The sequence below is a fragment of the Streptomyces sp. NPDC054841 genome (assembly GCF_053611045.1).
On record NZ_JBSGZO010000034.1, the window covers coordinates 1 to 24,802 of the forward strand.

A 24,802-nucleotide genomic window follows, 5' to 3' on the forward strand; every position below is an offset into this window, starting at 1 on the left:
GCGTTCCCGAGCTGGCGGTGGCATGGGGTAGGGGGGGCTGGTTCTGCTCGTGGGGGACGGTGGTGCTGGGCCGTTGAGCGGCCCAGCACCCTGGGGGCATCTCAGTCGATGCGGCGGACCGGCTGCCCCGTGAGACGGGCGATGGTTTCGAAGTCGCCGTCCTGATGGAGAACCGTGAGCTTGTGATGCCTGGCAGTCACGGCAACAAGGAGATCGACTGGGCTGGCGCACTGGTGCCAACCTCGATCGGCGAGTTCGCGCTGGAGCTCTGCGGCGTCGTCCCACGCAGACTCCCGTATCGAGTAGTACGGGAACGTCTCCCTGAGCAACCCGTCCATCTCGTAGAAGACGCGCTTGCCACCGGCGGCCCGCAGGACTTCCTGCCGAACCGGCTCGCAGAGACCGAGCAGCCCCGCGTTGACGACAGTGCCCCAGCTCGGGCTGGCCTGACCGCGGTAGAAGCGAACAAGTGCGCTGGTGTCCGCCAGGTAGATCTCCGTCATGCCGCGTGGTCTCGGCCTTCGTCGCTCCTGGGCTCCGAGTGCCTCTCGATCACAGAGAAGTCGATCTCACCGTCTTCGACCATCTGCCGCATGCGCTCGACTGCGGCGGCCCGCCGCCGCCGGTCCACGATCTCGCGGAGAGCGGCGTTGACGGTGTCTTTTTTGGTCTCCGTGCCCAGGAAGCGTGCGGCCTCTTCCAGAGCCTCGTCGTCCAGGTCGATGACTGTGCGCGCCATGTCTGACCTCCTGAGGCGTATATACGTTTCCCAAATAAGATATCAGGGCCCTCCGCCTTCGGGGACGAGAAGCAGTTCACGCGCCACCTCGGCGCCTACATCTCGATCTTCACCGCACCCAACGACCTGCGGCTCGACCGCTGGGAGACGTACCACGCGCTGCCCGGCAAGCTGGTGTGCGCATACAGCTCCAGCGGCGAGACGTCCGCGAAGAACTTCCTCGTCTTCCGCTCGCCCGAGCTCGCGTACGACCGCCGCGACGCCGAGCGGCAGAAGCAGTTGCTCGCCGAGGCCTTCGAGGGCGACGGGTGGGAGATCCCGCGGATGCTCCAGAACGCCCGGGCCGCCGACGACTTCTACTTCGACTCCCTCACGCTGGTCGAGATGGACCGCTGGTCGAAGGGGCGCGTCGTGCTGCTCGGCGACGCCGCGCACTGCGCGTCGCCCGCATCGGGGCAGGGCACGGGTCTGGCGCTGACCGGGGCGTACGTCCTGGCCGGCGAACTGGCGGCGGCGCGCGGCGACCACGCGGTCGCGTACGAGAACTACGAGCGGGTGATGCGGCCGGGCATCGAGATGAACCAGCGGTTCGCGGAGCGGTTCGCGGAGCGGTTCGCCAAGGAGATGACGGTCGCGTCGCGCCGGGGCATCGCGATGCGGCTGTGGATGCTCCGCATCCTGCCGCGCACACCGTGGAAGAACCTCGTCGCGAAGAAGATCCGCGAGGACATCCAGAAGGCGGCCCGGGCGGTCCCGGTCAAGGACTACACGGCGTACGTCGCCGCGCTGGTCTGACCCGGCATACGACGCCGCGCGGGTCCGACCCGGCATACGACGCCGCGCGGGTCCGACCCGGCATACGACGCCGCGCGGGTACAACCGGCGTACAACCCCAGGCGGAGCTGGCCCTGGCCGGAACCGAACACGCCGCCCGGGCGGAACGCGAAAGGCCGCGCACCCGTACGGCACAGTGGAGGAACGATCTCGTAGCCGTGCGAAACCGCGCGCGATCGCGCTCGATCGCGCTCGATCGCGCTCGATCGCGCTCCACCATGCGAAGGAGACTCCCGTGGCCCTGACCCGTGAAGAGCGTGAGCAGTTCCTGGCGCAGCCCCATGTCGCGGCGTTCGCGGTGGACGGCGGAGCGGGGCGAGGGCCCCTCACCGTGCCGATCTGGTACCAGTACGAGCCGGGCGGCGAGGTGTGGATCCTGACCGGCCTCGACTCCCGGAAGCACCAGCTGATCAACGCGGCAGGACGCTTCTCGCTGCTGGTCGACCGGCTCGAACCCACCATCCGGTACGTCTCCGTCGAGGGCCCGGTGACCCGGACGGCTCCCGGGACCCGCGAACTGCTCCGGGAGATCTCGGCCCGCTACCTCCCGGCGGAGAAGGTCGACGGCTACCTCGAGTTCGCCGAGAAGGCCCACGGCGAGCAGGTGGTGATCCACATGCGCCCGGAGAAGTGGCTGTCGGCGGAGCTGGGCCAGGTGTGAGGATCGGCGCATGACACACGTGCCCGACGACGCCGACGAGTTCCACGAGCTGCTCAGGTCCCTGCGGGTCTGGGACACCGAGCTGCCCTCCTTCTCGCCCGACAGCGCCCCCGCCGAGCCGTTGCCGCTCTTCCGCCGGTGGTTCGCCGAGGCCGCGGCCGTCGGCCAGCCCGAGCCGCACACGATGACCCTCGCCACCGTCGACGAGGACGGCCGCCCCGACGTCCGGACGCTGATGCTGCACGACGCGGACGACCGCGGCTGGCACTTCGCCTCGCACGCCACCAGCGCCAAGGGCCGCCAGCTCGCCGCCCGCCCGGATGCCGCGCTCGGCTTCTACTGGTCCGCGCAGGGCCGCCAGGTCCGGGTGCGCGGACGGGTGGTGCCGGGCACTCCGGAGGAGGCGTACACCGATCTGCACGCGCGATCGACGGGCGCGCTGGCCTCCGCGCTGGTCGGCCGGCAGAGCGAAGTGCTCGGCTCGTACGAGGAGTTGGTCCGGGCGAGCGAGGCGGCCTGGGAGCGTGCGACCGCGGAGCCGGACGCGACGGCGAAGACATGGACGGTGTACGTCCTCGACCCGTACGAGGTCGAGTTCTTCCAGGGCGACGCACGCAGGCGGCACGTGCGGCTGCGCTACCGGCGCGAGGGCGAGGGCGGGGGCGGGGGCGAGGGCCCGGACTACGGCTGGGTGCGCGAGCTGCTCTGGCCGTAGCTCCGCAGCCCAACTGAGCAAGACGGGCCGGAGCCCGTCGCGGCTGTCCGACTCCAGGACCAACTGCGGCCCCGGCCCGTCCATCCAAGGTCTGACGAATCCCGGACCCTTCGGGGGATTCGCCCCAACTGCCGTGCACGAAAGGGTTGGTGCGCCGACTCGCACTGATCCGAAAGGGCCTTCCCCACGTGCGCATCAGACAAATAGCCCCTCTCCTGGCGGTGAGCGCCGTCGCCACCCTGGTTCCGGTCCTCGCCCCTGCGGCAGCTTCCGCCGCCCCGAACCCCCGGACCGCGCCGAACCTGCTGAAGGCGCCGAACCCCCTCAAGCAGTACCTCGAACAGAAGCCCCGGTGGCACCGCTGTGACAGCGGATCCCCGGCCGGCTACCAGTGCGCCACGATCAAGGTGCCGCTCGACTACAACCGCCCCGGCGGCAAGAAGATCGACCTCGCGATATCGCGGATGCGGACGAGCAGCGCCGCAGAGCGCCGCGGGGTGCTGCTGCTCAACCCGGGCGGACCGGGTGGTGAGGGTCTCGCGATGCCGCTGATCATGGCGACCGAGCTGCCCGCGTCCGTGAGGAAGACGTACGACCTCATCGGCTTCGATCCGCGCGGCGTCGGCCAGAGTTCCCCCGTCAGCTGCGGTCTGAGCGAAGACGAGCGGAACTGGGAGCGGCCCTACAAGGCGGCGACGTTCGCCAAGGACGTGAAGTGGGCCCGGACGGTCGCCGAGAAGTGCGCCGCCAGGAACGGCGACAAGCTGAGCCACATCACCACCCGCAACACGGCCCGCGACATGGACGTGATCCGGGCCGTGCTGGGCGAGAAGAAGATCTCCTACCTCGGCTACTCCTACGGCACCTATCTCGGGGCCGTCTACACCCAGATGTTCCCCCGGCGCGCCGACCGATTCGTGCTGGACAGCTCCGTCGACCCGCAGCGGATCTGGCGCGGAATGATCCAGGTGTGGGCCGAGGGTGCCGAACCCGCGTTCGCGCGGTGGACCGAGTGGACCGCCCAGCGGCACGCGACGTACAAGCTGGGCAGTACTCCGGCTGCGGTCCGCAAGACCTTCTGGGACCTGGTGGCCAAGGCCGACCGCAAGCCCATCGAGCTCGACGGAATGTCCCTCACCGGCGACGACATCCGCGCCGGGCGCGCCGGCTTCTTCAGCGTGCGCGAGGCCGCGGAGAAGGTCGTCGAGCTGAAGAAGGCCGCCGCGGGCAAGCCGTCGGCCCGCACCCGTGAGTCCACGGCACCCGAGCGCCCGGCCCCGCCGGCCTTCGGCCCGACCGTGCCCTCGGACAACGGCGACGCCGCCTTCTGGTCCGTCCTCTGCGCCGACACCCGCGCCTGGCCGCGCGACCCCGAGCAGTACCGCCGCGACGCGATCCGGGACAAGGCGAAGTACCCGCTGTACGGCGACTTCGCGTCCAACATCATGCCGTGCGCGTTCTGGAAGAAGAACGGCAGCGAGCCCGCCACCACGATCGACAACAAGACCGGCGTGCTCGTCCTGCAGAACGAGTGGGACTCCCAGACCCCGCTGTCCAGCGGACTCGGCATGCACCGGGCCCTGAAGGGCTCGCGGATGGTCACCGTCGCCGGCGGTGAGGGCCACGGCATCTACGGCAACAAGTCGTGCGCCGACAAGCCGACGACCGCCTATCTGACCACCGGCAAGCTCCCGTCGAAGGACGTGACCTGCCAGGCCGCGGTCGGACAGGAGCAGGACGCGAGCCGGCTTCCGGTCCCCACGCCCCCGGGCATCCCTGGGATGGCCGGCCGCTTCTGATCCTGGTCCTGATCCCGGTACGGCTGGGATGAAGTGAGTGGACGTGGGGCTTCCGCAGGGCGGGCGCCCCACGTCGCGACGCGAGGGCGACGGCTAGGGCCTGTCGTTTGGATCAGGCGAGCCCGGCAAGATCCGAACGACAGGCCCTGAGTCCGCAACGACCTCGCGGTCTACTTCCCGCCTTTCTCGGCAAGGACGTACGCGACCAGGGCGTTGGCGTGGCCGTGGCCCAGGCCGTGCTCGGTCTTGAGCCAGGAGACGAGTTCCATGTGCTTGGTCAGCGGCGCCGAACGGATGAGCTCCTGCCATTCCGCCACCGGGCGGCCGTACTTCTTCTCGATCGAGGGGAAGTAGCTGGCGGGGCCCTTCACGGCCTGGGTGGTCTGAGCAGTCTGCGTGGTCTGAGCAGTCATGGCGGCGGTCTCCCGTCCGTACGCGTCGGTCGCAAATGTCAACACCGTGCGTGTTCGGTGCTGTTGCCTGTATGACCGGAAGAACGCACCGAAGTGATCGGTCCGGCCAGTGCGACCTGCGTCACATGCGCGACGTGCGGGTTGTGCGGGTTGTGCGGGTCGCGTCCGGGGCCTCCGGCAGTAGGAGGTCCGCGACGACCGCGGCGTGGTCGGAGGGCCAGATCCCGTCGACGGGCCCGTCGCCCGCGCGGCGGACGGAGCGGACGTGGCCGATTCCGCCGGGGCCCGGCGGCCCGACGTGGATGTGGTCGACGCGGGCGCTCGGCCCGAAGCCGGCGGCGACATAGGGATTGGCCGCATCCCAGGTGGGCGGGGGCGTCGTCGCCGGCTCCGCGTACTCCCAGGCATCGAAGAGCACGAGGCCGGGTACGGCGGGTGCGGTCTTGTAGCCGCCGAGGAGCCGGATCTCGTCGGAGTCCGGGAAGGCGTTGAAGTCGCCGGTGACCACGGGAGGGAACGCGGTCCCTTGCGAGTGGTCGGCGACGAAGTGGGCGAGGGTCTCGACCTGCCGGCAGCGCACGGCCGACGCGTGGGCCACGGAGGTCAGGTGGGCGGTGAAGAACGGCACCTGGTGGTGCGGGGCGTCCAGACGCGCGTACAGCCCCAGCCGTCCGTCGTCGATGTCCTCGGGCGCCGGCAGCCGCACCACGTCCTGGTCGACGACGGGCCACCGGCTGAGCACGGCGTTGCCGATGTCGACCGTCGCGTCCCCGATCCGCCGCCGCCACCGCTGCGGGGCGGGCGAGGCCGCCCAGGTCCAGTGCAGGCCCAGCTCGTCCGCGAGCCACCGCGCCAGGTTCTCCCCGTCGTCCGCCCACACTTCCTGCAGGCCGACGACATCGGGCCGCAGCTCGCGCAGCACGGCCAGGATCGCCTTGCTGCGTGCTTCCCACGGGCCGAACCGCCACCACACGTTCCACGTCACCACGCGCATGGTCCGCATCCTCGCCGTCGGCGGCCTCGCTGTCACCGGTGCCTGGCGATGCCGCCTTCCGCCGTCCGGCGGCGGCTCAGCTCCGGCTCGTAGTCCGGCAGGTCGATCACGCTGGTGACCTTCATGCCCTCCCTGAGCATCCAGTTGAGGAAGAAGCGGCGGCTCAGCATCCAGTTGCGCAGCCGCAGGGCGGTCGTGCTGCCGGGGGCGAGGAACGGGCCCGTGCGGTCGCCGCCCTTCTGGCAGCCCTCCGCGTAGCCGCGCATGAGGCTCTCGTACCGGGTGAAGGCGGTGGTGTGGTCTCCGCTGTGGTCGCCGTTGTGGCCGCCGCCCGCGCGGGCGAGCTCTCCGGCGAGTACGTAGGCGGCCACGATGCCCGTCCCCGAACCCATGCCGCCGATGGTGGCGCCGCAGGCGGCGTCGCCGACCAGGGCGATGCGGCCCATGGACCAGGTCGGGACGTCGGCCCGGCTGATCGAGTCGAAGTAGAGGTCCGGGGCGTCCTTCAGGGATGCGAGGAGTCGCGGCACGTCCCAGCCGAGTCCGGCGAAGGCGTCCGCGATCAGCGCCTTCTGCTGCTCCTGGTCGTGGCGGTCGTACGTCAGCTCGTCGGAGGCGAAGACGAAGAAGGCGCCGGCCCGTTCGGGGTCGCGGTTGTCGGTGCCGACGGAGGCGAGGCGGCCGGGTGCGTTGTAGCCGACGGAGCCTTCGCCGAAGCCGACTCCGAGGTAGTTGGGCAGGCTCCAGCACGCGGCGTAGTGGCCGAGGTGGCTGACGTAGTTCTCCTCGGGCCCGAAGGCGAGGCGGCGGACGTTCGAGTGGAGCCCGTCGGCGCCGATGACGAGGTCGAACTCGCGGGGCGCGCCGTGCCGGAAGGCGACCCGTACGCCGGCGCCGGTCTCGTCGAGCGCGGTGATCGTGTCCCCGAAGACGTACTCGGCGTACGGGAGGCTGTGCCGGTGGAGCACGCGGGCGAGGTCGCCGCGCAGGACTTCGAGGTCGCCGCCCGCGAAGTCGCCGGGCAGGAGCAGCTGCCGCTTCCCCCGCTCGTCGACGAAGAGCATCGGGCTGCCTCCGGTCCGGATCCGGCGCAGGTCGTCGAGTACGCCCATGCGCTCCAGCACCGTGAGGTGTGTGTCACCGCGGAAGTCGACGGCCTGGCCGCCCTCGCGGAGGGCGGGGGCGAGCTCGACGACGGTGACCTCGAAGCCGTAGCGGCCGAGCCAGTACGCGAGCGCGGGACCAGCGATGCTCGCACCCGAGATCAGGACCTTCTTGCCCATGCTTCCCACTCCCCTAGAACTGTGTCCATCGGAAACTGTTTCTTGCTGTGTACGGTAGACACAGTTTTTGGGCCTGGCAAGTGCGAAAGGCTGGAGAGCAAGCCATGACCGACCGTCCGAACGAGCTGATGCGACTCCTCTGGGGCCCGCATCCACAGCCCAAGCGGGGCCCGAAGCCGGCGCTGAGCCTGGACCGCATCGCGCGGGCGGGCATCGGGATCGCGGACGCCGAGGGGCTCGCGGCTCTGTCGATGCAGCGGGTGGCGGAGGTGCTCGGCTTCACGAAGATGTCGCTGTACCGGTACGTGCCCGGCAAGGCGGAGCTGGTGGCGCTGATGGTGGAGACGACGATCGACGAGGCCCCGGCCGCGTCAGCGGCTCCGGCCGAGTCACCGGCTCTGGCCGAGGGAGCCGCGCCGGCCGAGGGAACCGCGTCGACCGAGGGAACCGCGTCGACCGAGGGAGCCGCGACCGAGGCAGCGGCGTCGACCGAGGCAGCCGCACCGGCCGACTGGCGGACGGGTCTCGCGGACTGGTCCCGCCGCCTGGTCGCGGTCTTCCAGCGCCACCCCTGGCTGCTCGACGCCACGGTCGGCCCGCGGCTCATGGGCCCGAAGGAGCTGGCCTGGGTGGAACAGGCCCTCACCGCCCTGGACGGCACCGGCCTCACCGGTGGCGAGCGGATGGACGCGGTGGTCCTGCTCACCAGCCACGTCCGCGGCATCGCCCAACAGGCCCGCGCGGCCGGCCCGTCGGACAACCCCGAGGCCCAGTTCCACGCCGCGCTGGGCACGGTGATGCGCGACCACGGCGACCGCTACCCGGCACTGCTGTCCGCGATGCGGTCGGCGGCCGAGTCGGGCGGCCAGGACCAGGCCCTGGAGTTCGGCCTGGAACGCATCCTGGACGGGCTGGGCACGCTCATCGAACGACGCGCGGCATAAGCGTGCCGTGGGCCGCGGTCCGGCACCCCCCGGCTGCCCGCGCAGGTGCTGGTCCGGCTGCTACGGGACCCGGAGACCGCGGGCAACGCGGTCGGCAACCCGGCGCTGCCCGTCGCGGTCATGCACCGGATGATCAACGCCTGGTGAACACCGGCACCGCAGTCGCGCCCTCGTCCCCGTCCCCGCCCTCGCCCTCGCGCCGGAAGGTCACCTGCAGCTCCATCCCGATCCGCAGATCCGCCTCCGCGCAGTCCACGATCTCCGTCATCATGCGCGGGCCTTCGGCGAGGTCGACGACGGCCGCCGTGTAGGGCGTGCGGGAGCCGAACGGCGGGAGGTCGTTGCGGTGGACGACGGACCAGGTGTAGAGCGTGGCGCGGCCGCTCGCCCGCTCCCAGGTGACGTCCTCGCTCCAGCAGCACGGGCAGAACTCGCGCGGATAGTGGTGGGCCCACCCGCACCCGCCGCAACGACGGATCAGCAGGTGACCTTCGGCCGCCGCGTCCCAGTAGGGCCGGGTGAAATCGTCGATGTCGGGCGTCGCCGCGGTCACCGGAAGAGTCCGATCGCGTGGTCGAGGGACCAGGTCTGCCAGGACATGGCGAAGAGGGCGACGAGCGAGATCAGCGCCATCATCGCGTTCTGCCCCTGCTCGGCCCAGTCATGGATCATCAGGACCAGGTAGAGGAGGTTGAGGAGCAGGCCGCCGACGAGGGCGACCGGGGTGAGGAAGCCGGCGATCAGGCCGAGGCCGAGGGCGAGCTCGGCGTAGACGACGACGTACGCCATGGTCCTCGGGCGGGGCGCGACGACCGTGTCGAAGCCGGATCGCACCAGCTCCCACCGGTGCTTGGCGGCGACATCGGCCGCCCAGGCGATGCCGGTGCCGCGTTCGAACCAGCCCTTCTTGTCCTTGTGCCGCCAGCTCTCCAGCCACCACAGGCCGAGGCCGATGCGGAGGACGGCAAGCCATTCGGCACCGGTGAGCCAGACGGTCTGCATTCCGCGCCCCTCCCCTAGGTCGTGTCTCCCACTCTCATCTGACGGTACGTCAGTTCACCGGATGGAACATCGGAGCGCAAGAGGTAGCCCACCGTGACCGATTCGCAACAGCACCCCATTACGCTCAGCACCCATGCCCGACCACAGATCCATGGATCTCACGAACGACCGCCCCGTATACGTCATCGGCGCAGGTCCCGGCGGCCTCGCCGTCGCGGCCGCGTTGCGGGAGCGGGGCGTACGGGCCGTCGTCCTGGAGAAGTCGGAGTCCGTCGCGGCGTCCTGGCGCGGGCACTACGACCGGCTGCGGCTGCACACGACCCGGCGGCTGTCGGCACTGCCGGGGCTCGCCATACCCCGGAAGTTCGGACGGTGGGTGGCCCGGGACGATGTGATCCGCTACCTGGAGAAGTACGCGGAGTTCCATGAGCTGGAGCTGATCACCGGGGTGGAGGTCTCCCGGATCGAGCCCGTCGGCACCGACTGGGTGCTGCACGCGAGCGGTGGGCGGCGGCTCACCGGGCGGGCCGTCGTCGTGGCCACCGGCCACAACCACACCCCGCGCATACCGGACTGGCCGGGCCGGGACACGTACCCGGGCGAGCTGCTGCACGCCTCCGCGTACCGCGATCCGGCTCCGTACGCGGGCAAGGACGTCCTGGTGGTCGGCGTCGGCAACACGGGCGCCGAGATCGCCGTCGACCTCGCGGCGGGCGGCGCGGCACGGGTGCGGCTGGCCGTGCGCACCGTTCCGCACATCGTGCGCCGCTCCACGGCGGGCTGGCCCGCCCAGCGCACCGGGATCCTGGTGCGCCGCCTCCCTGTCCGACTGGTCGACAAGGCGGGCGACCTCATGTGCCGGATCTCCGTGCCCGATCTGTCGGCACACGGGCTGCCCCGACCCGACACGGGGCTCTACTCCCGGGTCCGCCAGGGGGCCATCCCGGTCCAGGACGTCGGCCTGATCGACGCGGTGCGGGCGGGCCGGGTGGAACCGGTCGCCGCGGTCGACTCCTTCGACGACGGCAAAGTGGTCCTGGCGGACGGCTCGCGCCTCGCCCCGGACACGATGATCGCGGCCACCGGCTACGACCGCGCCCTGGAACCCCTGGTGGGTCACCTCGGCGTACTGGACGGCCGGGGCCGCCCGACGGTCCACGGGGCCCGCACCCCGCGCGAGGCCCCGGGCCTGTACTTCACGGGCTTCACCAATCCGATCAGCGGCATGTTCCGCGAAATGGCTCTGGACGCACGGAAGATCGCCAAGGCCCTGGCGCGCTGAAGCCGGGGAATCGGGGAGCACGGGAGCCGGAGAGCCGGAGCCACAGGCCCGGCGCCGGGCGCCGGGCCCCCTGGACCCAGGGCGCCAGGAGAGCCGCCTGCCGGGAGCCACCGAACACAGGAGACCCGGAGCCACCGAACACAGGACGGAGTCCCGCGCGGACCAGGCGCGCGGTAGCCAGTACGTGCACGACAGTTCCTGACTGTTCGTCAGTTCTGTAATCTGACTATGCGTCAGTTGACTTGGCCGACGAGCAAGGAGCGGGCGGAACGATGCTTGGATCGACCCACGGCACCCTTACGACCGATCTCCGCGCCCGGGTGGTGGCCTGCGGAGAGCAGCCCCGTAACGCCGTCCACGACACCGCGGCGATCACCGCCGTCGCCGGTGATCTCGACGTCAGCGGCCGCCCCCTGTACGCGCCCGTCCCCGATCTCGACCGGTTCTTCCGGCCCGAGTCCGTCGCCGTCATCGGCGCCTCCGACGCCGAGGGCAGGCCGAACACCGGGATCACCCGGCAGCTGATCGGCTGGGCCGAGCGCGTGGGCGCCCGGCTGCATCCGGTGCATCCGACCCGTACCGCCGTCTTCGGGCTGCCCTGCGTCCCCTCCGTCGCGGACCTGCCCGAGCCGGTCGACCTGGCCGTGCTGCTCGTCGGCGACCCGCTGCCCGTGATCGAGGAACTCGCCCAGGCGAAGGTGAAGTTCGCCGTGGCCTTCGCGTCAGGGTTCGCCGAGACCGGTGAGGCGGGCGCGGCCGCCCAGCGACGGCTCGCCGCGGCCGTGGAGCGCTCCGGGCTGCGGCTGCTCGGACCGAACACCAACCTCAATGCCTTCGAGAGGTTCCGCGACGACCTCGAAGGGCCCGCCATCGCGCTGATCACCCAGTCCGGCCACCAGGGCCGCCCGGTGTTCACCCTGCAGGAGCTGGGCGTACGGCTCTCCCACTGGGCGCCCACCGGCAACGAGGCGGACCTGGAGACCGCCGATTTCATCTCGTACTTCGCGGGGCGGCCCGAGGTCGGGGCCATCGCCTGCTACGTGGAGGGGCTCAAGGACGGGCGCTCCTTCCTGCTCGCCGCCGACCGGGCGGCCCGCGCGGCCGTCCCGGTCGTGGCGGTCAAGGTCGGCAGGACCGAGACCGGTGCGCGCATGGCCGCCTCACACACCGGCAAGCTCACCGGCGCCGACCAGGTCGTGGACGCGGCGATGCGGCAGTACGGAGTGATCCGCGTCGACGGGCTCGACGAACTCCAGGACACCGCCGCCCTGCTGGCGCGGGCACGCAAACCGCGGACCGACGGCGTCGTCGTCTATTCGATCTCCGGCGGCACGGGCGCGCACTTCTCGGATCTCGCGACCGCCGCCGGGCTGCGGCTGCCGCCGCTGTCCGAGGCCAAGCAGGCAGAGCTGCACCAGTGGATACCGGAGTATCTGAACGTCGCCAACCCCGTCGACAACGGCGGCCACCCTGTGGGCGACTGGCGCGGCCGGAAGATCATCGACGCGATCCTCGCCGACCCGCAGGTCGGCGTGTTGATCTGCCCGATCACCGGCCCGTTCCCGCCCATGAGCGACAAGCTCGCCCAGGACCTCGTGGACGCGGCCGAGTCGACGGACAAGCTGGTGTGCGTCGTGTGGGGCTCGCCGGTCGGTACGGAGGAGGCGTACCGCACCACACTGCTCGGCTCCTCGCGGGTAGCCACCTTCCGCACGTTCGGCAACTGCATCACCGCGGTCAAGGCCTACCTCGACCACCACCGCTTCACCACCGGCTATCGCTCTCCCTTCGACGAGGCGCCCCGCACCCTCTCCCCCTCCTTCCGCAAGGCGCAGGCCCTGCTCCGCCCCGGCCACCGCCTCAGCGAGCACTCCGCCAAGCAGTTGCTGCGGGCGTACGGCATTCGCGTACCGCGTGAGCAACTGGTGACGAGCGCGGCGGCGGCGGTACGGGCCGCGGGCCTGGTCGGCTATCCGGTGGTGATGAAGGCGTCCGGCACCCGGCTCGCGCACAAGACCGAGCTCGGCCTGGTGAAGATCGGACTGACCTCGGCCAGCCAGGTGCGCGACGCCTATCGCGATCTGACCGACATCGCCCGCTACGAAAACATCGACCTGGACGGGATCCTGGTCTGCCAGATGGTCGAGCGGGGCGTCGAGATGGTTGTCGGCGTCACACAGGACGCCCTCTTCGGACCGACGGTGACGGTCGGCCTGGGCGGGGTCCTGGTGGAGGTGCTCCGGGACGTGGCGGTCCGCGTCCCGCCGTTCGGCGAGGACCAGGCCCGCTCGATGCTCGGCGAACTGCGCGGGCGGGCCCTGCTGGACGGGGTCAGGGGCGGGCCTCCGGTGGATGTGGACGCGCTCGTCGAGGTCGTCCTGCGGGTCCAGCGGATGGCGCTCGAGCTCGGCGGGGACCTCTCCGAGCTGGACATCAACCCGCTGATGGTGCTGCCGCGCGGGCAGGGAGCGGTGGCGCTGGACGCGCTCGCCGTTTGCCGCTGAGCGAACGACGACCGCCCGGCCGACGAAGACCGCCAGGCCGACGAGCGCCGCCAGGCCGACGACGACGATCAAAACGAGAACGAAGACGAAGACGAAGACGAACCGGAGCCGCACCCCCATGACTTCCTCCCCCGAAGAGTCCGTTGAGTCATTGGTACTGCACGCCACTGACAACGGCGTCTCGTGGATCACCCTCAACCGGCCCGAAGCCATGAACGCCGTCACCTGGGCCCAGCGGGAGCGGATCATCGCGCTGCTCTCCGACGCCTCGGCCGACCCGGAGGTACGGGCCGTCGTGATCACCGCCACCGGCAAGGGCTTCTGCGCCGGAGCGGATCTGCGCGGGGGGCCCTCGTCCGGGGAGCGCGTGCCGGGCGATGTCGCCCGTACGATCCGGCTCGGCGCGCAGCGCTTCATCGCGGCCGTACTGGACTGCGAGAAGCCGGTGATCGCAGCGGTGAACGGGACGGCCGCGGGGATCGGTGCCCATCTCGCGTTCGCCTGCGATCTGGTCCTGGCCGCCGAATCCGCCCGGTTCATCGAGGTGTTCGTACGGCGCGGGCTCGTCCCGGACGGTGGCGGCGCGTATCTGCTGCCGCGGCTGATCGGGCCGCAGCGCGCCAAGGAGCTGATGTTCTTCGGGGACGCGCTGCCGGCGGCCGACGCCGAGCGGATGGGGCTGGTCAACCGGGTCGTGGCGGCGGAGGACCTGGAGAAGACGGCCCGTGAGTGGGCCGAGCGCCTCGCCCAGGGGCCGACGCGCGCCCTCGCCCTCACCAAGCAGATGGTCAACGCCTCCCTCGACGCCGACCGTGCCACCGCGTTCGCGGCCGAGGCGGCGGCACAGGAGATCAATATGACGACGCGCGACGCGAACGAGGGCGTTGCCGCCTTCATCGAGCGCCGCGCCCCCACGTACCGGGGCATCTGAGCGGGTGTCGCTCTCCCCTGCGTGCCCGGGGCGGGCGGGTGCGTCCACGGGGCGGGCGGGGCCGGCGTGGTGCAACCGCGTGGCGCGTCCCTGGGGCAGGACGGGCGCCCTGCCCCAGGGGTCGAATCACCAGGTCGGCCCGGGGATCCGTCAGGACCGGCTGTTGTACATGCCCCAGCCGGTGCCGAGCTTCACGGGGCCGGCTTTGTATCCGCCATTGCCGTTGCCCACGTACCGCCACAGGTCGCCGGCGGTGGTGCGGGAGGACGCCAGGTCGTCGATGCCGTCCGTCGTGAGGTCACCGATGCCGACCGTGGCGTTGTGCGCGCTCCAGCCGGCTCCGGAGTGTCCGGGTCCGGCTCGCGTGAGCCGGACCCGGTGTGCGGTGTCGCGTGTCAGACGATGCCCGGGGGATAGCCGTAGTGGGCACCGCCCCGGACGAGGACCCGCCAGGCCTCCTCCTGACCGGAACAGTCGGGGAACACCTCCAGGCGGACGCCGGGTCCCCAGCTCAGGGCGAGATCACCGGCCTTGCCGAGGTGGACGCTCTCCACACGCGGCTCAGCCTTGCCGAAGACGTCGTTGAGGAGCTCGGCGCGCGCGTCGAACATCGTCGAGAAGGTGCCGAACGCGTCCGGTCCCGCGCCCTTCTGCGGGTACCTCATGTCGTGCGACCCGAGCAGCACCCTGTCGTCGTGGACGAACCGGAACGGGCACTGGATGTGAAGGCCGAGCTCCTCACCGCGTGCGCCGGTGAACTCGACCACCCCCATGCTCACGGCCCTTCCGACGGTGCGGACCACCGCCTGGTCCAGTAGGCGCCGAACGCCTTCGGCCTCTTCCTCAGCACCCACGGAACATCCCCTTGGCCTCCTCGATGATGCGATGGTAGCCGTATCCTCGCCCGGTGATCCGGTCGTGCAAGGCACGTCGCTCACCAGGAGTCACGTCTCGGCCGAGGTCGCGCTCCACTGCGCGGAGAGCGTCCCTGAACTCCTTGTTCTCCGCCTGGTTGCCGCGGGGCGCGTGGTACCCGTCGTCATCAAGGTTGCCGGAGTCCCAGCCCTTCTTGATGTCCTCAAGGCCCTTGTCCCAGTCGAATCCGCCGTCGTTGTGCACCAGGACGGCCGAGCTGCCGGCCAGCACATAGAAGGTATGGGCGTTGCTGACGGTGAGGTTGTAGACCCGCTGTTTCTGGGCCCAGGTACGGGTTCCAACGACCGTCCGCAGCGTTCCGTCCGGTGTGCGCAGACGGTCCCCTGGCCGTACCTGACCAGCAGTGATCCAGCTGTTCTGGTCGACCAGCCACAGCGGATGGTTGTCGGTCGCCGTGAAGGCGCCGGTGGCGTTGCCGCGGGCGCCGTCGTTGTCGACGGTGAGGCGTACGAGGCGCTTGGCTCCGTCGCCGACGATCACCCGCTGCACGGTCTGCGGCCCCGACAGTCCCACGGACGGGCCCCACGCACCGCCTCCGCCGCAGAGGCGTCGGCGGTGGAGATCAACATGACCACCGCCGACGCGAACGAGGGTGTGGCGGCCTTCGTCGAACGCCGCACGCCCACGTACCGCGGGCGCTAGACAGTGTCTTGTGGATCAAGCCGGATCAGCGCCTGAAGGGAGATCCACTTGATCTGCAACGATGCAAACCATGAAACGGTCCGACACCACCTGACTTGCGTCCTCGCCGAGCACGCCAAGCGCGCCGGAACTCGGGTTCTGGCTCAGCTTCTGGCTGAGGCGGTCACAGCGGGCTGAAGCGGAAGACCTGGTCGCCTGCCCCGGTGCATTCGGCCTGGATCGCCTCGGCTCCTTCTGTGTGGGGAGGCAGGATGCCGATGCACATGCCGCTGTCCATGGGGTGCAGTCGGTATCCGCTGCCGGAGGGCTCCAGGCGGTACTGCTGGCCGAGGGCGTCGGTGCAATCGCTCGGGGACAGCAGTTCCGAGCCCTCGACGGGAGCTTCATCGGCACCCAGGCAGCCCGGTCCGTGCTGCGGGTGGTTCCACTTGATGCGGTAGATCTGGTTGCCGAGGGATTCGAGGTAGACCCGCGGCTGGGGTGCCTCGGCGCAGGGGCGCTGTACGGCGATCTCGCGATCGGTATTGCCGTTGCGTTCCCGGCCTTCTGTGATGCACAGGCTGGAGGAACTCGCCGGGTGCATTCTCACGAAGCCGGCCTTGGGCATTCCCGCAGGAGCGGGGGTAGTGGGCGCAGGGTTCTTGGTCGGGGCCTTGGTGGGCCGGGTTGTGGGGCCGGGCAGCGGCGCAGTGTCCGTCTCGTCGCTGCCGGCCGGGGAGGCATTGGGCGATGTGGAGGGCGACGGGGAGGCAGGGGAAGAAGCGGACGGCGTAGGGGCCGAGGGGCTGATGCGGGTGGGCGGGGCGGCCCCCGTCTTGTCGTCGCCGGGTTTGGCCCCGGGCAACAGGACGAGCAGAAGCACCCCCGCGATGGCGCAGGCGCTGGTGATGGCCGCGGGCAGGGCGCGGTTGCGGCGTCTGGGTCCGTTGGCCTCAGGCATCGGCCGGGCAGGCGACGGCGTGGTGGGCGCGGACTCCTGCTCGGGGCTCTCCGTGGTGGTCGACGCCTGGACAGTCGTGATGTCGGCGCCGGCGGCCGTGTCCGAGGGTGTCTCGCTGCCGGAACCTGTTGCAGTGCCCGTGTCCGCGCCGGCGGCCGTGTCCGGGGGTGTCTCGCTGTCCGAGGGTGTTGCGGCGTCCGAAGCTGTCGCGGTGTCCGTGCTGGTGGCGGTGTTGACCGTGCCCTCCGGCGGGGCATCTTCCGTACCGCCGACGCCGTTTAGGGCCGCGGGTTCCTCACTCATCGCGAGTCGGCGGCGGGCCTGCACCCAGGCGTCGATGGTGGCGGCGTCGCCGCCGCAGGCACGGACGAAGGCGATCAGGAGCTCTTCGCGGGGGAGGTCCTGCCGTGCCAGCGCGCCGGAGATCGTGGCGCGCGGCAGCGCGTCGCCGGCGTCGTCGGCCTTGCGTTCCAGCTGCCGGTAGCTCAGGTCGGCCCAGTTGCGTAACTGGCGCATCGTGGCGACGAATTCCGCCGGTGTACGGGCGGTCTTCGGGTCCGGCCCCGCTTCCCCCATGTCCCCTCCTCGGTCACACGTGCTGAGGAGAGTAGTGCGCAGGTGAGGGGAGAGCGGAACCGGCACGGGCAGATGGTGCCAGGCGGCATGCAACTTCATCGTCGTCCTCTCCGCAATCAGCGGGTGATGTGCCGGTAGCTGACAACGTCGGAGGGATCCGTCAGCGGTGCGACGTTGATGGTGCGGCCGGTGCGGGGGGCGTGGATGACCTTGCCGTCGCCGATGTAGAGCTGGACGTGGCCGCCGCCGCGGGTGATGACCAGGTCGCCGGGGACGAGCTTGGTGCGGGTGGTGGGCTCTCCTGCATCGACCTGGCGCCACGTGGTGCGCGGCAGGTGCACCCCGGCCTTCTCCCACGCACGCATCACGAGTCCCGAGCAGTCGAACCCGCGGGGCCCGGTACCGCCCCAGACGTAGGGCTTGCCCAACTGCGCCCGGGCGAAGGCGACCGCCACGGCGCCGCCCTTCGCAGGCCGCTTCTTGCCCGCAGTACCGGGCTTCTTCGGCGCAGGCGCAGGCGCGGGCCGGTGGGATGCATCGCCCGGCTCATGACCGGTGGGGCCGGCCGCGGACGTCACGCGCAGCGTGTCGCCGGCGTAGATCAGGGTCGAGGCACCCAGGTTGTTCAGCTTCTGGAGGGCTTTGACGCTCGTGCCGTGCTTCTGGGCGAGGGCGTAGAGGGTGTCACCGGGCCGCAGCACAATCTTCTTCACCGCGGCGGGCCTGGCCGCGTCCCGGCCGGGGCGGGGCTCGGCCGGCTTGTCAGGGTTCTCCACCGGGTGTGGCACTGGCGGCAGTTGAGGTGGCACGGGGGCGGTGGGGTCCTGAGGCTCGAGACTGGCCGGCGGCCGCCCGGCCGACGACGACCCGTCCGGCTCGTGTACGGCCAGGCCCGCGCCGAGCAGCAGGAACAGCGCGAACAGCACCATCAGGAACGGAATCGCCCACCACACCTCCCGCTCGCCGCTCCTGGGCGAGGTACGGGCCCGCGGGCGCCGGTGGGAAACCGGGCCGTCTGCCCGCCTCGGCGCCTGCCGGCCGGGCATCGTCATCGTCTGCTGTGTCATCACAACCTCCTTCTCGGGCCCCGGAGTTCGTGGCCCGGAAAGGAGGCTCTTCCGCCTCGAAGGTGTCCCGCCAGATCTTCTGGAGTCCCGGACAGTCCGGATCCGTCCGCCGGTGGAAAACCGCTGGCGACGGGCGGGGAATGACGTGCGGACACCCCGTCCGACCAGCACAGACGACTCCGGACTGTCCCGGCCGCCGCATTCCCTTGCCCGGGCCCGGACCCGGCGGCGACGCTTCTCGCACCGCCCCGCACCGCCGGGCGGCGCCCCCAGTCGAAGGCGCCGCCACGCGCTGCCGGGCCGGCCCTGCCGCCCGCTGGTGTCGACGACCGCAGGCAGGCGCAACCACAGCCGGGGCCACGTCAACAAGCCCGGCTCATCCCGCACCAAGCCCTCAGCTCAAGGAGCATCAGCATGCGTATCGCACGATCACGAAAGACCCGCTCGCTCGCGGTGGCCGTCGCTGCCGCCGGCCTCCTGGTCGGCGGCATCACCGCCGGTACCAGCGGCGCCGCCACCAGCGAAAGGCCCACCGACACGATCGTCAACACGGCGGCGCAACAGTCAAAGAAGCAGTCCAAGACCCGGGGCCGGAACGCAGAGCGCTGCCTGACCGACACCGCGCACTACGAGGTTCGCAATCACTGGGTGAACATCAAGACCGCCGATCTCAAGATACGCATCACGCGGTGCGTGAATGCGTCCGGGGCGCTGACATCAGGCACCACATCTCGCATCTTCGCCACGACGACGACAGCCGGCGACCTGCTGTACGGAGTCACGGTCACACCAGAGACCACTCCCGCCGTCATCAAGGCGACAGGAAGCCGGTACATCCTGCAGCAGGACGTCGAGCACAAGACCTGCCTGGGCACCAAGTACGGCCCGTGGTGCTACCACAACAACATCACGTTCACGATCACGGTGAACAAGACAGGTACCAAGTGGGAGGTGAGCAGCAAGGACACGAGCGGCGACGACGACATCGTGCCTGCCTGACCCGTCCCAAGGCGGGTTCGCCCTCGCCGTCGCCTGACTGCTCGGGGCTTCGGCCCCGAGCAGCTTCGGAGCCTCGGCGCTGTCAGAACAGCGGGATCATCCCGGTCGTCGGCGCCTCGCCGTCGGCGTCAGGGAGCTCGTCCTGATACGCCGTGGCGTCGACGGCCGGGACCCTGGTCATGCTGCCCTCGCAGAGGACCAGGGCCCGACGGTTGCGCTTGTGGTCGTGCACGGACACAATCCCGAGCGCGCTCGTCGGCGCGCCGGCGTAGATGCCGCCGCACACAGGGCACTCAACCCGCGGATACCTGGCCATGTGCCCAGTGTCGTACAGGACACTGACACCCGGCGGAGCAACCGGCGCCACGGCATCGCGGTCACTCACCGGGCTCGGTCTCCGGCCGGAGGTGCCGCGGCCGTGTGCCGGGCGAGCCGCCGGGCGGGCCGAGCGGCCCATCGCTCCCTGCTCGCCGCCGAGGCCGCGCACGACGAGTTCGACGCGGCAACGAGCTGTACGGCGCCCAGTACCCGTCACTTCCTATTCGGCGCTCCGGGCAGCGGCGATGAACGCCGTGATCAGCTCGGGGCTCTTGACTCCGCGGCTGATCTCGATCCCGCTGGAGACGTCCACACCCCACGGACGGGCCCCACGCACCGCCTCCGCCACATTGCGCGGACCGAGTCCCCCGGCGAGCAGCCACGGCAGGCCGGGCGCCGGCAGCCGGCTCCGCGACCAGTCCCACACCTCGCCCGCGCCCGGCACCGGAGCGTCGAGCAGCAGGATGTCCTCGCCGCGCTCCCCGTGACGCGGCACGTCGTCCCGTACGGCGACCCCCCGGATCAGGGTCCGCCCGGCCGGCCGCAGCGCGTCGTAGAAGGCGAGGTCCTCGTGCCCGTGCAGCTGTACGGCGCGCATCCCGCTCGCGTCCAGCGACTCCCGGACCTCCTCCAGGGGCTGGTCGCGGAAGACTCCGACCGTCATGATGCCCTCCGGCACGCGCCGTGCCAGCCTGCGCGCGGTCCCGGCGTCGACGCGGCGCGGGCTCTCGGCGAAGACGAAGCCGATCGCGTCGGCGCCCGCCTCGACGGCGGTGTCCACGTCCTGCTCGGTCCGCAGACCACAGACCTTGATGAACAATGCGGTGCCCTTCTGCTGCTCCGTGACTGCCGCGATCGTGCCCGTCCTGCCGCTGCTCCGCACCCGCCGCGCCCCTCCGCCGCCACGCTACTCGCCCGCCGCCGCACCACCGGCGGTGGCGGGATCACCGGCAGGTGATCCACGGGATCCTTCACCAGGGCAGAGTGGGTGGTGACGAAATGAGCACGGGCGCTCCTGACCAGGCGTTTGCCACCTCTGCTGCGGAAGGCTCGGGCCTGCTGCCCACCGGCACGAAAACCGGCTCCTCAGGTGTCATTGCCATGCCATAGGCTGCGCTCGGCTGCGCATCACGCGTCGATGAGCGACGTGGGGGGATCGCGCGCTGTCTTTCTTCTTCTCCCGGCCTTACGCCGGATTCTTCGTGGGGGTACGAATCACTGTGCGCATGCGCAGCACCTCGGCCGCGACCGCGCTCGCGGTCCTCTTCAGCTCGGTGGCACTGGCCGCGAGCGCGGCGGGCACGGCAGCAGCCGACTCCGCCAAGGTCCTTCCGCTCTCCGCCGTTGGCGACATCGTGGTGGACGGCGTGCACCAGCGCGTCTTCATCAGCGATCCGCAACAGGGCAAGATCATCTCTACCGACTATGCCGGCACGGTCCTCGCGACTGTCAGCGCGCTGCCCGGCGTGGAGGGACTCGCTCTCAACGCTGCGTCGGACCGCCTGTACGCGGCCGTCCCGGGCAGCGACGCCATCGTGGCGCTCGACACGGCGACTGCCACCGTGAGCAGCCGGTTTCCCACCGGCAGCGGTACCGACCCGCGCAGCCTCGCCGTCATCGGTGACAAGGTCTGGTTCGGGTACGGCCCGGCCGGCGACGGCGACATCGGCTCGCTGGACATGGCCGGCACCGAGCCGGTCGTGACTCTCGACCAGGCGCAGGCCAGCGGCTGGTACAGCGCGCCGCTGCTGGTCGCAGCTCCGGGCGCACCCGGCAAGCTCGCGGCGGCGGACCGGTACGGCTCGCCCGGCGCGCTGCGCGTGTACGACGTCACGTCGGGCCAGGCGACCCAGACCGCGGCGGCCGGTGCCTCCGGCCGGATCGCCGACGCCGCGTTCACCCCGGACGGCAGCAAGATCATCACCGCGACGCCGGGTGGCACCCACACGGTCTGGCAGAGCTCCGACCTGTCCCAGGCCGGCGCGTACGAGACCAAGACGCACTACGCGAACGGTGTTGCCGTCGCCGCCGACGGCGCGGTCGCAGCCGGCACCGACTCGTGGTACGACCCGGACGTGCACGTCTTCCTGCCCGGTGGCACGAGCCCGGTGCGGCGTTACGACTTCCCCAACACCGGGACCTCCAGCGGCGCCGACACCCTCGCCGAAGGCGCCCTGGCCTGGGAGCCGGCGGGCCACCGTCTGTTCGCGGTGTCCGGCAACAACCAGGGTGTGTACACGCTGCGCTCCTTCACCGACGCCACCAAGTCGGTGCCGCAGATCACGGTGACCGCCCCGTCCACTGCCAACCGGGCGCAGGCGCTCACGGTCAAGGGCAAGGTCACCGCGACCGTGCCGCTGCCGGCCGGGACGCCGCTGACCGTGACCCGGTTCGACGTGGAGACCCCGGCGGGCAAGGTGCTGGCTCCGGTGAAGACGGACGCCACGGGCGCGTTCTCGTTCACCGACACCCCGCTGGTCGGCGGAAAGGTCACCTACAAGGTGTCGTTCGCGGGCGACGCGACGCGCGCCGCGGCCTCCGGCTCCTCGTCGGTCGAGGTCTCCCGTGCGGCGGTCTCGCTCACGCTGAACCAGAACGGCACCGTCCACGCACAGGGCGCCGACGTGAAGTTCACGGCCCGGCTCGGCAACACGTACAAGAACCGCGTCGTCGAGATCTGGACCGACCCGTACGGCGCCGACGCACCCAAGCGGCTGCTCAGGCGGGGGACGGTCGACGCCAACGGCAACCTGTCCGCCGTCGTTGACATGACCCGTGACACCACAGTCACGGCCGTGTTCGCGGGCGACGCCCGCTACGCGTCGAAGACCGTGAAGTCGACCGCTTACGCGAAGGTGCGGATCGCGACGACGCTGTCCGGGCACTACAAGACCGGCACGATCAGCGGCGTCGGGCACCACTACTTCCGCAAGACCGCGAACCCGCTGGTCACCACGACCATGTCGTACTACGCGGGCCGTAAGCAGCGGCTGGAGCTCCAGGTGTACTACCAGGGCCAGTGGTACAGCAGCAACGAGTACTTCGCGCTGAGCACCGGCGGGGTCTCCCGGGTGAACCTCGGGGCGCCGGGCGAGGCCGGAATCCGCGCCCGCGTGCGCTCGTCGTACATCGACCCCTCGTCGGGCGACAGCGCCAACTACACCACGCACGGCGGCTGGAAGTACCTGTACTTCACCAACTGACCGTCATGTAGCCCGGCTCCGCACCACAGGTCACCACAGGTCCGCTCCGCGGGCGGTCACGCCGCCGCCTGCGGAGCGGCCGAGTCGGCGACGGCTGCCCAGCGCGTGTGCGGGTCGGGACCGTGCCAGTAGGCGGAGACTCCAGGCGCAGGCCGGCCGGACCGGAAGGTGCGTGCCGGACACCGGCACAGGCGGCGGCAAGTCCCTTCCTATCTGACGATCCGTCAGGTTCAATGGAGGGGTGATGGGACATGCCGGGATGGCGGCCACCGCCGTCCGCTACCTCAGGTCGGTGGGCGCCCCCGCGGCCACCGAGCCGTTCGACGCCCTGCCGCGCCCGGAGCTGCGGACCGTCGGCGAAGACGAGCGGCTGCCGCTCGACTCCGGCGAATTCCGCCGCGTGCTCGGCCACTTCGCGAGCGGCGTCACCGTGATCACGGCCCAGGACCCCGAGGGCGACGGCCTCGCCGGCTTCGCCTGCCAGTCCTTCGCCTCCCTGTCCCTCGACCCGCCCCTGGTCGCCTTCATGGTCGCCCGTACGTCGACTACCTGGCCGCGCATCGCCCGCGCCGGGGCGTTCTGCGTCAACATCCTGGGCGCCGGGCAGGGCGAGCTGTGCCGCGCCTTCGCGGTGAGCGGCGCGGACAAGTTCGCGGGCGTCTCCCACGCGCCCGCCCCCGTGACGGGATCGCCGCGGCTCGACTCCGTACCGGCCTGGATCGACTGCACGATCCGCACGGTCCACACGGGCGGTGACCATCTGATCGTGGTGGGGCGGGTGGAGGCGCTGGGCGCGGAGCAGGAGGGGGATCCCCTCCTGTTCCACCGGGGACGCTTCGGCCGGTTCAGCTCCTGAAGGTCAGCGCCTGAAAGTCAGCGCCTGAAAGTCAGCGTGGGATTCTCTCCCTGTAGGAGGGGCGTACGGACGCGGGGGTACGGGTTCGCGCCGCGCCCGGTGTACCGGGGGGAGGCTTCCGGCGCGTCGGGCCGCCGGTAGACCGCCGATGCGCGTCAGACCGCCGGTGCCACCCGCCGCCGCCTGATCACCAGTGCCATCAGCGCCGCCGCCGCGCACAGCGCGCCCGACGCGTACCAGACCACGTCGTACGAACCGAAGACGTCCCGCGCCAGACCGCCCGCGAAGGCAACGACCGCCGCGACGAACCAGGCCCGGTGGATGCGGCCAGGCGCGCGGCCGCCACGGCGAGCACGGTGTAGATCGCCGCTGTGGCGGCGCCGGGCCCGAGGAGCAGGAGCCCCACGCTCCAGTCGAAGCTCCCTGCCAGAACCAGTACGACGAGAGCCAGAACGGCGGCGATCGCGATACCGCACCGTGTGCCGGCCTCGCCGGCGGCATCGGCGCCGCTGGCGGCCGGCCACCTGGCACCGGCCGCACTCAGGTTCGTGACGCAGTAGACGCCCAGCACCACGGCCGCGGCGTATCCGGCGGCGGCTCGCTCGGCTCCGGCAGGCGGGGTGTGGCTGAGCAGCAACGCATACAGCACCACCGGCGGCGCCAGAGCGGCGGCCGCACGCCCCGCTGTCTTCATCGCCGTGGAGGAGGGCCCTGCCACCACGCCCTCCAGCCCCACCCACCCGAAGAGCAGCGGCACCACCGCGAGGGGACCGAGCCAGGCGGTCTCCAGGGAGAGCCATCCCAGCCACCATGCCCCGACCAGCACCAGCACCATGACCAGGCGAAGCCGCAGCATCCAGACCGGCGGCTTCACCTGGAGCAGTGCCAGCGCCGCCGCGACGGCCAGCACCGCCCCCGCGGTGACTCGGGCGGCGGCGCCGTCGGCGGAGAACTCGCCCGCCGCCGCCACCACCGCCGCCTGACCCACCGCGAAGCCCGCGAAGTACAGCCCCTGCACGGCGCGGGCGGCGGCGGGTCCCAACCGTGCGTGCACGAAGGCCACTTGCCCACCGGCCTGCGTGCCCCCCGCCCTTGCCAGCACCAGGCACCACAGGTAGACCAGCCCGGCGACCGCGAGGGCGGCACCGGACGCCGGTGCCAGGG

25 protein-coding genes and 2 pseudogenes are annotated in these 24,802 nt (G+C 71.1%); 13 read left to right on the forward strand and 14 right to left on the reverse strand.

Going from position 1 to position 24,802, the window contains the following annotated elements; genetic code table 11:
• Window positions 1–101: 101 nt before the first annotated feature.
• Complete coding sequence (locus ACWGI8_RS07695) at window positions 102–503, reverse strand: PIN domain-containing protein (RefSeq protein ID WP_453659207.1); 402 nt, start codon at window positions 501–503, stop codon at window positions 102–104.
• On the reverse strand, window positions 500–739 hold the full coding sequence (locus tag ACWGI8_RS07700) for a type II toxin-antitoxin system VapB family antitoxin (protein ID WP_453659208.1): 240 nt from the start codon (window positions 737–739) through the stop codon (window positions 500–502). The genes ACWGI8_RS07695 and ACWGI8_RS07700 overlap by 4 nt, the downstream gene beginning before the upstream one ends.
• A gap of 174 nt (window positions 740–913) precedes the next feature.
• Between ACWGI8_RS07700 and ACWGI8_RS07705 the strand changes: the two genes are divergently transcribed.
• The 4 genes from ACWGI8_RS07705 (at window position 914) to ACWGI8_RS07720 (ending at window position 4,748) form a co-directional block, all read left to right on the forward strand.
• The gene (locus ACWGI8_RS07705) at window positions 914–1,534 is read left to right on the forward strand and encodes an FAD-dependent monooxygenase (protein ID WP_453659209.1); all 621 of its coding nucleotides are present in this window, start codon (window positions 914–916) and stop codon (window positions 1,532–1,534) included.
• A 274-nt stretch (window positions 1,535–1,808) separates the two neighbouring features.
• Entirely contained in the window at window positions 1,809–2,234 is a 426-nt protein-coding gene (locus ACWGI8_RS07710; protein WP_453659210.1) for a pyridoxamine 5'-phosphate oxidase family protein, read from the forward strand.
• A gap of 10 nt (window positions 2,235–2,244) precedes the next feature.
• A complete protein-coding gene (locus ACWGI8_RS07715; RefSeq protein ID WP_453659211.1) occupies window positions 2,245–2,949 on the forward strand; it encodes a pyridoxine/pyridoxamine 5'-phosphate oxidase in 705 nt (234 codons plus the stop codon).
• 188 nt (window positions 2,950–3,137) lie between these two features.
• Window positions 3,138–4,748: an alpha/beta hydrolase gene (locus ACWGI8_RS07720; RefSeq protein ID WP_453659212.1), complete on the forward strand. Its 1,611-nt coding sequence runs from the start codon at window positions 3,138–3,140 to the stop codon at window positions 4,746–4,748.
• A gap of 170 nt (window positions 4,749–4,918) precedes the next feature.
• Here ACWGI8_RS07720 and ACWGI8_RS07725 read toward each other — a convergent pair whose 3' ends face one another.
• The 3 genes from ACWGI8_RS07725 to ACWGI8_RS07735 all read right to left on the reverse strand — a co-directional run bounded on the left by ACWGI8_RS07725 (window position 4,919) and on the right by ACWGI8_RS07735 (window position 7,438).
• Window positions 4,919–5,161, reverse strand: a complete 243-nt coding sequence (locus tag ACWGI8_RS07725; RefSeq protein ID WP_453659213.1) for a DUF4287 domain-containing protein — start codon at window positions 5,159–5,161, stop codon at window positions 4,919–4,921.
• Between the two features lie 121 nt (window positions 5,162–5,282).
• Window positions 5,283–6,155, reverse strand: a complete 873-nt coding sequence (locus ACWGI8_RS07730; protein WP_453659214.1) for an endonuclease/exonuclease/phosphatase family protein — start codon at window positions 6,153–6,155, stop codon at window positions 5,283–5,285.
• Between the two features lie 32 nt (window positions 6,156–6,187).
• Window positions 6,188–7,438: an FAD-dependent monooxygenase gene (locus ACWGI8_RS07735; RefSeq protein WP_453659215.1), complete on the reverse strand. Its 1,251-nt coding sequence runs from the start codon at window positions 7,436–7,438 to the stop codon at window positions 6,188–6,190.
• A gap of 104 nt (window positions 7,439–7,542) precedes the next feature.
• Between ACWGI8_RS07735 and ACWGI8_RS07740 the strand changes: the two genes are divergently transcribed.
• Window positions 7,543–8,382: a TetR/AcrR family transcriptional regulator gene (locus tag ACWGI8_RS07740; RefSeq protein ID WP_453659216.1), complete on the forward strand. Its 840-nt coding sequence runs from the start codon at window positions 7,543–7,545 to the stop codon at window positions 8,380–8,382.
• Window positions 8,383–8,515: 133 nt separating this feature from the next.
• Here the strand turns inward: ACWGI8_RS07740 and ACWGI8_RS07745 are convergent, their stop codons facing one another.
• Window positions 8,516–8,935 carry a Zn-ribbon domain-containing OB-fold protein gene (locus ACWGI8_RS07745; protein ID WP_453659217.1) on the reverse strand — a complete coding sequence of 140 codons (420 nt, stop codon included), beginning with the start codon at window positions 8,933–8,935 and terminating at the stop codon, window positions 8,516–8,518.
• A complete protein-coding gene (locus tag ACWGI8_RS07750; protein WP_453659218.1) occupies window positions 8,932–9,384 on the reverse strand; it encodes a DoxX family protein in 453 nt (150 codons plus the stop codon). The genes ACWGI8_RS07745 and ACWGI8_RS07750 overlap by 4 nt, the downstream gene beginning before the upstream one ends.
• Before the next feature lie 133 nt (window positions 9,385–9,517).
• Between ACWGI8_RS07750 and ACWGI8_RS07755 the strand changes: the two genes are divergently transcribed.
• From ACWGI8_RS07755 to ACWGI8_RS07765, 3 genes are all read left to right on the forward strand, one after another.
• Window positions 9,518–10,666: a flavin-containing monooxygenase gene (locus tag ACWGI8_RS07755; RefSeq protein ID WP_453659219.1), complete on the forward strand. Its 1,149-nt coding sequence runs from the start codon at window positions 9,518–9,520 to the stop codon at window positions 10,664–10,666.
• A 272-nt stretch (window positions 10,667–10,938) separates the two neighbouring features.
• A complete protein-coding gene (locus ACWGI8_RS07760; protein ID WP_453659220.1) occupies window positions 10,939–13,170 on the forward strand; it encodes an acetate--CoA ligase family protein in 2,232 nt (743 codons plus the stop codon).
• A gap of 118 nt (window positions 13,171–13,288) precedes the next feature.
• Window positions 13,289–14,101: an enoyl-CoA hydratase/isomerase family protein gene (locus tag ACWGI8_RS07765; protein ID WP_453659221.1), complete on the forward strand. Its 813-nt coding sequence runs from the start codon at window positions 13,289–13,291 to the stop codon at window positions 14,099–14,101.
• A gap of 395 nt (window positions 14,102–14,496) precedes the next feature.
• On the opposite strand, the gene ACWGI8_RS07770 is transcribed toward ACWGI8_RS07765, so the two are convergent.
• Window positions 14,497–14,955, reverse strand: a complete 459-nt coding sequence (locus ACWGI8_RS07770; protein ID WP_453659222.1) for a hypothetical protein — start codon at window positions 14,953–14,955, stop codon at window positions 14,497–14,499.
• Window positions 14,945–15,550: a Hint domain-containing protein gene (locus ACWGI8_RS07775; protein ID WP_453659223.1), complete on the reverse strand. Its 606-nt coding sequence runs from the start codon at window positions 15,548–15,550 to the stop codon at window positions 14,945–14,947. The genes ACWGI8_RS07770 and ACWGI8_RS07775 overlap by 11 nt, the downstream gene beginning before the upstream one ends.
• Window positions 15,551–15,565: 15 nt before the next feature.
• On the opposite strand from ACWGI8_RS07775, the pseudogene ACWGI8_RS07780 reads away from it, so the two are divergent.
• Window positions 15,566–15,679 (forward strand): annotated as a pseudogene (locus ACWGI8_RS07780) (enoyl-CoA hydratase/isomerase family protein); the annotation flags it as partial.
• Window positions 15,680–15,842: 163 nt separating this feature from the next.
• On the opposite strand, the gene ACWGI8_RS07785 reads toward ACWGI8_RS07780, so the two are convergent.
• Window positions 15,843–17,195: a hypothetical protein gene (locus ACWGI8_RS07785; RefSeq protein ID WP_453659224.1), complete on the reverse strand. Its 1,353-nt coding sequence runs from the start codon at window positions 17,193–17,195 to the stop codon at window positions 15,843–15,845.
• Between the two features lie 116 nt (window positions 17,196–17,311).
• Window positions 17,312–18,262: a C40 family peptidase gene (locus ACWGI8_RS07790; RefSeq protein WP_453659225.1), complete on the reverse strand. Its 951-nt coding sequence runs from the start codon at window positions 18,260–18,262 to the stop codon at window positions 17,312–17,314.
• Window positions 18,263–18,676: 414 nt separating this feature from the next.
• On the opposite strand from ACWGI8_RS07790, the gene ACWGI8_RS07795 reads away from it, so the two are divergent.
• Window positions 18,677–19,261, forward strand: a complete 585-nt coding sequence (locus tag ACWGI8_RS07795) for a hypothetical protein (protein WP_453659226.1) — start codon at window positions 18,677–18,679, stop codon at window positions 19,259–19,261.
• A gap of 82 nt (window positions 19,262–19,343) precedes the next feature.
• On the opposite strand, the gene ACWGI8_RS07800 is transcribed toward ACWGI8_RS07795, so the two are convergent.
• Window positions 19,344–19,577: a hypothetical protein gene (locus ACWGI8_RS07800; protein ID WP_453659227.1), complete on the reverse strand. Its 234-nt coding sequence runs from the start codon at window positions 19,575–19,577 to the stop codon at window positions 19,344–19,346.
• A 222-nt stretch (window positions 19,578–19,799) separates the two neighbouring features.
• Entirely contained in the window at window positions 19,800–20,462 is a 663-nt protein-coding gene (locus tag ACWGI8_RS07805) for a phosphoribosylanthranilate isomerase (protein ID WP_453659228.1), read from the reverse strand.
• Window positions 20,463–20,805: 343 nt separating this feature from the next.
• Here ACWGI8_RS07805 and ACWGI8_RS07810 point away from each other — a divergent pair, with 343 nt between their 5' ends.
• Window positions 20,806–22,782 (forward strand): YncE family protein, encoded by a 1,977-nt coding sequence (locus ACWGI8_RS07810; protein ID WP_453659229.1) that lies wholly within the window; start codon window positions 20,806–20,808, stop codon window positions 22,780–22,782.
• A 259-nt stretch (window positions 22,783–23,041) separates the two neighbouring features.
• Window positions 23,042–23,638 (forward strand): flavin reductase family protein, encoded by a 597-nt coding sequence (locus ACWGI8_RS07815; protein ID WP_453659243.1) that lies wholly within the window; start codon window positions 23,042–23,044, stop codon window positions 23,636–23,638.
• Window positions 23,639–23,793: 155 nt separating this feature from the next.
• On the opposite strand, the pseudogene ACWGI8_RS07820 reads toward ACWGI8_RS07815, so the two are convergent.
• Window positions 23,794–23,940: pseudogene (locus ACWGI8_RS07820) on the reverse strand (MFS transporter); the annotation flags it as partial.
• 318 nt (window positions 23,941–24,258) lie between these two features.
• On the opposite strand from ACWGI8_RS07820, the gene ACWGI8_RS07825 reads away from it, so the two are divergent.
• Window positions 24,259–24,621 (forward strand): hypothetical protein, encoded by a 363-nt coding sequence (locus ACWGI8_RS07825; protein WP_453659230.1) that lies wholly within the window; start codon window positions 24,259–24,261, stop codon window positions 24,619–24,621.
• Window positions 24,622–24,802 lie beyond the last annotated feature (181 nt).

Bases quoted from the DNA above. Each gene is read 5' to 3' on its own strand.
- ACWGI8_RS07695 (WP_453659207.1), bottom strand. From the start codon at position 503: ATGACGGAGATCTACCTGGCGGACACCAGCGCACTTGTTCGCTTCTAC.
- ACWGI8_RS07740 (WP_453659216.1), top strand. From the start codon at position 7,543: ATGACCGACCGTCCGAACGAGCTGATGCGACTCCTCTGGGGCCCGCAT.
- ACWGI8_RS07800 (WP_453659227.1), bottom strand. From the start codon at position 19,577: ATGGCCAGGTATCCGCGGGTTGAGTGCCCTGTGTGCGGCGGCATCTAC.
- ACWGI8_RS07795 (WP_453659226.1), top strand. From the start codon at position 18,677: ATGCGTATCGCACGATCACGAAAGACCCGCTCGCTCGCGGTGGCCGTC.
- ACWGI8_RS07715 (WP_453659211.1), top strand. From the start codon at position 2,245: ATGACACACGTGCCCGACGACGCCGACGAGTTCCACGAGCTGCTCAGG.
- ACWGI8_RS07750 (WP_453659218.1), bottom strand. From the start codon at position 9,384: ATGCAGACCGTCTGGCTCACCGGTGCCGAATGGCTTGCCGTCCTCCGC.
- ACWGI8_RS07700 (WP_453659208.1), bottom strand. From the start codon at position 739: ATGGCGCGCACAGTCATCGACCTGGACGACGAGGCTCTGGAAGAGGCC.
- ACWGI8_RS07810 (WP_453659229.1), top strand. From the start codon at position 20,806: ATGCGCAGCACCTCGGCCGCGACCGCGCTCGCGGTCCTCTTCAGCTCG.
- ACWGI8_RS07735 (WP_453659215.1), bottom strand. From the start codon at position 7,438: ATGGGCAAGAAGGTCCTGATCTCGGGTGCGAGCATCGCTGGTCCCGCG.
- ACWGI8_RS07755 (WP_453659219.1), top strand. From the start codon at position 9,518: ATGCCCGACCACAGATCCATGGATCTCACGAACGACCGCCCCGTATAC.
- ACWGI8_RS07760 (WP_453659220.1), top strand. From the start codon at position 10,939: ATGCTTGGATCGACCCACGGCACCCTTACGACCGATCTCCGCGCCCGG.
- ACWGI8_RS07815 (WP_453659243.1), top strand. From the start codon at position 23,042: ATGGCGGCCACCGCCGTCCGCTACCTCAGGTCGGTGGGCGCCCCCGCG.
- ACWGI8_RS07725 (WP_453659213.1), bottom strand. From the start codon at position 5,161: ATGACTGCTCAGACCACGCAGACTGCTCAGACCACCCAGGCCGTGAAG.
- ACWGI8_RS07765 (WP_453659221.1), top strand. From the start codon at position 13,289: ATGACTTCCTCCCCCGAAGAGTCCGTTGAGTCATTGGTACTGCACGCC.
- ACWGI8_RS07790 (WP_453659225.1), bottom strand. From the start codon at position 18,262: ATGACACAGCAGACGATGACGATGCCCGGCCGGCAGGCGCCGAGGCGG.
- ACWGI8_RS07785 (WP_453659224.1), bottom strand. From the start codon at position 17,195: ATGGGGGAAGCGGGGCCGGACCCGAAGACCGCCCGTACACCGGCGGAA.
- ACWGI8_RS07730 (WP_453659214.1), bottom strand. From the start codon at position 6,155: ATGCGCGTGGTGACGTGGAACGTGTGGTGGCGGTTCGGCCCGTGGGAA.